This is a genomic window from Zhenhengia yiwuensis, assembly GCF_014384995.1.
Lineage (GTDB): Bacteria > Bacillota > Clostridia > Lachnospirales > Cellulosilyticaceae > Zhenhengia > Zhenhengia yiwuensis.
Window position 1 is genome coordinate 1 of sequence record NZ_JACRSY010000074.1, and the last position, 4,868, is coordinate 4,868.

The 4,868-nt window shown below is 31.6% G+C and carries 6 protein-coding genes; all 6 read right to left on the bottom strand.

Annotated features, from left to right (window positions below):
* Positions 1-115 precede the first annotated feature (115 nt).
* The 6 genes from H8718_RS19615 to H8718_RS19640 all read right to left on the bottom strand — a co-directional run bounded on the left by H8718_RS19615 (position 116) and on the right by H8718_RS19640 (position 4,512).
* Positions 116-1,000, bottom strand: a complete 885-nt coding sequence (locus tag H8718_RS19615) for a phage portal protein (protein ID WP_249334728.1) — start codon at positions 998-1,000, stop codon at positions 116-118.
* Positions 1,001-1,061: 61 nt separating this feature from the next.
* Positions 1,062-2,714, bottom strand: a complete 1,653-nt coding sequence (locus tag H8718_RS19620) for a terminase TerL endonuclease subunit (RefSeq protein ID WP_249334729.1) — start codon at positions 2,712-2,714, stop codon at positions 1,062-1,064.
* The gene (locus H8718_RS19625; RefSeq protein WP_249334730.1) at positions 2,711-3,172 is read right to left on the bottom strand and encodes a phage terminase small subunit P27 family; all 462 of its coding nucleotides are present in this window, start codon (positions 3,170-3,172) and stop codon (positions 2,711-2,713) included. The genes H8718_RS19620 and H8718_RS19625 overlap by 4 nt, the downstream gene beginning before the upstream one ends.
* A 136-nt stretch (positions 3,173-3,308) precedes the next feature.
* A complete protein-coding gene (locus H8718_RS19630; protein WP_249334731.1) occupies positions 3,309-3,845 on the bottom strand; it encodes an HNH endonuclease signature motif containing protein in 537 nt (178 codons plus the stop codon).
* Position 3,846: 1 nt separating this feature from the next.
* Positions 3,847-4,299 carry a hypothetical protein gene (locus H8718_RS19635; protein ID WP_249334733.1) on the bottom strand — a complete coding sequence of 151 codons (453 nt, stop codon included), beginning with the start codon at positions 4,297-4,299 and terminating at the stop codon, positions 3,847-3,849.
* Between the two features lie 21 nt (positions 4,300-4,320).
* Positions 4,321-4,512, bottom strand: coding sequence for a hypothetical protein (locus H8718_RS19640; RefSeq protein ID WP_249334734.1), 192 nt, complete (start codon positions 4,510-4,512; stop codon positions 4,321-4,323).
* Positions 4,513-4,868 lie beyond the last annotated feature (356 nt).

Below are 4,868 nucleotides of genomic sequence, written 5' to 3' on the forward strand. Positions count from 1 at the left end.
AGAGTACCTCCTTATTTCAAATAGAGTTAGAGTAAAAGACTCCAAAACAATGAATGTCTTGGAGTAATTATCTCATTAATAAGGAAGTATGGAAATATACTCAGTTATTAACCGCTTACCTTTTAATAGTCTGATTATAGACTTCATCTGAACATGTTCCATCAAGTACACTTAATGGGATTCCTAGCACATATGTTAATTGTTTTTGTATCTGTTCATACATCTGTACAAACTGATTATCTACAGAACTTCTACCAACTTCACTAATAGAAACACCTTTATTCAATACAAGTGTTCCTGCATCTGCATCTGACAGACTCTTAATATCAGCACGTAACTTAGCAAGTGCCTTTTCTGTAAGCTGCTTATCTACATTTACAACCGACTTGCTACAATTAGTTATATTTTTCATAGTTCTAGAGGTTAAAAATGCTAGTTCAACCAACTCTCTATCAGTATTGATAATTCCACCTAATCCTTGTAATCCATCATTTGTACCACCATTCATGAGAATTATGTAGTCGTAAGGATTAACTTCTCTTCCATCTACATATAGGTTATGTACTGGATTTAAATGATCTATAGTTAGGTTACTTGTTGATACATAATCTGGATTTACATATTGTATAGCTTCAATATGATTAAGTCTTTTCTTCGTATTTGCATACGCTGATCCATAAATCAAATAATCAATAATCATATTTTTAATAATGTCCGAACTTTTGATATTTGAATTACTTTCCTTATTCAATAAATCAGTTCTATAATCACATCTATCAATGATATTTGAATTTTCCTTTTCATATAAATGCCACTCTAGGCTTGAAATAGTATCTGCTATAAAGTTGATACTTCTCTTTAAAATAGGAATACTCATAACCGTTTCTCTAGTAACAACTACCTGACCGAGAAGTGCTGCAACAAAGGCTGAATCCATATATTCCATTTTTGGAGTAGCTTCACCTGCTTCAGATTTTAGTGATCTGTTAAATATCTTCATCTTATCACCATCCTTTCTTTTGAATTAATAGGCTTCTCACCCTATCTTTGTCTCTGTTATATTATTGTGCTATCCAGTCAAGTACACCTTCTCTTCTACACCCATAAAAGGCATATAATGTACTCATTAACAAGTCTATCCTACCTCCTCTATTCTTCATAGATTTAGCCTTATCCAACATCTCATTCATTGATTTATCCATTGTAGTAACTGCACACGATACACAATAATCAAGAATAGGATTTTCTTCATAATAAATAATCCCTCCAGTATAAACAAATTCTCTAAATTGTTTTACTAAGGGACTCATAGTTGAGTAATTCTGTTTGACAACTTCCATATCGAAATGACTAGATAATTTTTCAGCTAATAAATTTGCATTATACGGATCATAGCATATTTTAGATATAGTCATTTGTTTTGATAATCTCATGATAAAATCATAAATAAATTCATATTTAATAACGGAACCTTCATTAATAAAGCAATATGTACCATCATATAGGTTATAATCTAACTTTTCACGTCTATTTTTCAAGCTCTCTCTAGGTAAGAATCCGAATGACTTAGTATAAAACTTACCATCTTCCTCCATAACTATTGATATTCCAGTTAAATCTGTAGTTAAAGACATATCAATTCCGATACATACCGGTGAACTCCACACAATGTCATCTAATTCAACTCTACATCTCTCCCAGTAATCCATGATTAAATACGGATCATCTGACCGGTTCTTAACTGGAATATTACATATCTTGGTTAGATAATTATTTAGATAACTAGGCATTACCTTTACTTGTTCTCTTTCTAATAAAGCATCCTCCCATAATGAAGAGACTTCTAGGGCTAGTGGATTAGATTGCGCAAGCACTAAATCATTATCTATATATTCACCACGTATCTCTTCATCTGGCTCATACAGTAATGCAAATAGCTTATCATTAGCTTTTTCTCCCTCTAAAACACTTCTACATGCTTCAAGTTCATCATTAAAAATATCATCTGCTGGATATCTCGTTGATATAAATACTCCCTGTGGATTCCTAACCGACTTTTGAGACTGTGCCATATTAACTAGAATATCATTTGTAGGTAGTGTTGCAACCTCATCTGCCACATAGGCTGAGGCTTGTATACTATTGCCTTTATCTCTTCCATATGCAAGTGCTACGAACTTACTTTTATTTTTTCTATGTTCGATATAAGACTTCTTAACATTAAAATACTTTGTTAATCTAGGACTATTCTCTATAAGTATTGATAAATCATCAAATGTTCTAGATGCAAAAGCCTTATCTGAACTAACCGAATAATATTCTGCATATTTAGCACTCATCATCATTCTTAATAGGAAATATAGAGATACTATCGAGTTTTTACCTGACTTCCTAGCCATCTCAATAACTATTTTTCTATACTTAAACTCCCTAGTTTCCCTATCAACTGTACATAGTGCTGACAATAAAAATAGCCACTGAAAAGGTTTCAATGACTCCAAATAGGTTGTATTGTTTGATTTTCCTGTTGCAAATATAGCATGTTTCAATACCTTATGTATATGTTCAACTGTTTCTAAATTAATTGTATACTTTTCATTTCTGTCTTCGGCTATCTCCAGCCACTCAGCACATTGTTTTTTAATATATTTACCACATCTTTTATCGTTTTCTGCATTCCTGCAATATTCAATTGCTTTTTGTAATCCTATCATACAGAATACCCATCTAAATCATCATCTTCATTTTCGGCTTGTGCTACTGCCAACGATCCAATTTTTGCCCTTGCCGTTGGACTCAAACACAAATGTGAACAACATGCTAAAAACTGTTTCTGATATGTGTTAAAAATATCTATAGCTGCATTTTTCTTACCTTGTATCATAATACCATTCTTTTTTATATCTGCCTCAGCCTCATTCATATGTAAACATGCCCTTACAGTGCAAATCAATAGTTGAACGTCTAAATTGCATAGCACACCACTTGCTCGCATATTTTCTACAATAAACTCATATAAATCCTTTTCCTTTTTACGAGTCAATTCACTTGGAATATCATAGACCATACTATCAGCACTCATTAATGTTTCCTCAATATTTTCTCTTAATTCTCTTTCAGCTTTAGTAAAATTTTTGTTATTAAGTTTTACACTTTTCGCTGGTTTTGGCATATTACCACTCCTTTCCATTCCCTATATTGCTTGTAATACATTGATAAATATCTATATAGGGAAAATATTTTTTAAATGCAAGTAGGCATGGGGTGGATTAGGTTTCCCTACCACTTATAAAAAGAGATAGGGGGGATTACTGATTCATAACCCTTTGATAAACATCATCCATTGACTTGCATAATTCTATTTCTACCCCATCTTCAATGAACGATTCAACATATCCACTTAATCCATATAATAACTCTATATCTTTATTATGTACCTGATTATGACACTCTTCACAAAGACTTATTAAGTTACTATCATCTAGCCTCTTATCAAATCCTTCTTTAATCCAAACAGATACAATATGATGTACGTGTTCAGCATCTTTTAATATCCCCTTAGCTGCACATATCTCACATAAATGATAACTATTATCTTTTACTTCATTCCTTTTATTCTTCCATTCAATCGAACCATAGAAGTCCTTTATTTTCTTATATCGTTTATTTCTTTCACGATTAAATTCCCGATTACATCTACTACACCTATTATCCTTGCTATACAATGGTAATCTTTCCTCACACATAGGATAATCATTACATCCTAAGCACCTTTTATACTGTCTATTAATATTGTTTTTAGACACATTTTTACTATTATCATCTACTAAATTTTTTAGTCCCATCCTATTCTATCTCTCCAAATATGCCTACAATAAGATGTATTACTTCGTCCATAAATGCCTCTTTATCAGCTTCTTGTATATCTGTATTCTTTGATCTGTTCACATAACTCTTTGTAATATTACCTACTAAATCCCCTACACTAAATAGAAATTGTAATCTTTCTCCATATACTAAGATATCATTGTCTGTAGTTGCAATTGTCAAGCCCTTCTTTTCAGCGTAATAAACTTTATTGATATAGTCTGCATGAGCATAAATATAGCTATCCCAATCAACTGCAATATTAGCAAGATCATAGATACAAATAGTTTCTAATTTCAACTTAACCTTCTCACTATTAGTCTTTCGTTGCAGATCCACAACTGGAAACATAAATTTACACTTGGTTTCCTCTATAAGTTCTTGAATATCCTCATCATAATTTTCTACTACTCTATCCTCTTTATTAATCATTCTTCATCATCTCCATTTCTTTTATAATCTTGGTTCTGCATTGAAAAGCACACTTTGAACATCAGCTGCACTTACCCAACTATATTCATTTATTCTTATAAAGCATTTCCCTGCCTCGACATCCTGTACAATGCGTTCAACCCACTTCTTATCTTTAATAAGCTCTCTTACATCATTTTTGAATGTTATTAGCAATACTTGTTTATCTTTCATAATTATCCTCCTCACATTTCCATTAAATAAAAAGAGGCCACAACTAGCCTCCCTATCTTATAACTTTATCTTTTTCTATTCTTATGCATCTTTTCAGTAAACCAATTAAATGACTACACTTATAATAATCATTTACTTCAATCGGCTCATCATTCATTTTATATTCTCGTACTTCTATAAATTTTTCTTTAATTTCATCTGTTAAGAAATAAAAATATACTAACCGATTATACATATTGATACTATGTCAAGAAATTAGACACTACAAACGGAGATTTTCTAGTTAACTAGCTTTCTTCTGTTTGTAGTATTCTTTTTCGTAAGCAATAGGTGTTTTATACCCTATTGTTCCATGA

Bases quoted from the DNA above. Each gene is read 5' to 3' on its own strand.
- H8718_RS19640 (WP_249334734.1), bottom strand. From the start codon at position 4,512: ATGAAAGATAAACAAGTATTGCTAATAACATTCAAAAATGATGTAAGA.
- H8718_RS19620 (WP_249334729.1), bottom strand. From the start codon at position 2,714: ATGATAGGATTACAAAAAGCAATTGAATATTGCAGGAATGCAGAAAAC.
- H8718_RS19615 (WP_249334728.1), bottom strand. From the start codon at position 1,000: ATGAAGATATTTAACAGATCACTAAAATCTGAAGCAGGTGAAGCTACT.
- H8718_RS19635 (WP_249334733.1), bottom strand. From the start codon at position 4,299: ATGATTAATAAAGAGGATAGAGTAGTAGAAAATTATGATGAGGATATT.
- H8718_RS19625 (WP_249334730.1), bottom strand. From the start codon at position 3,172: ATGCCAAAACCAGCGAAAAGTGTAAAACTTAATAACAAAAATTTTACT.
- H8718_RS19630 (WP_249334731.1), bottom strand. From the start codon at position 3,845: ATGGGACTAAAAAATTTAGTAGATGATAATAGTAAAAATGTGTCTAAA.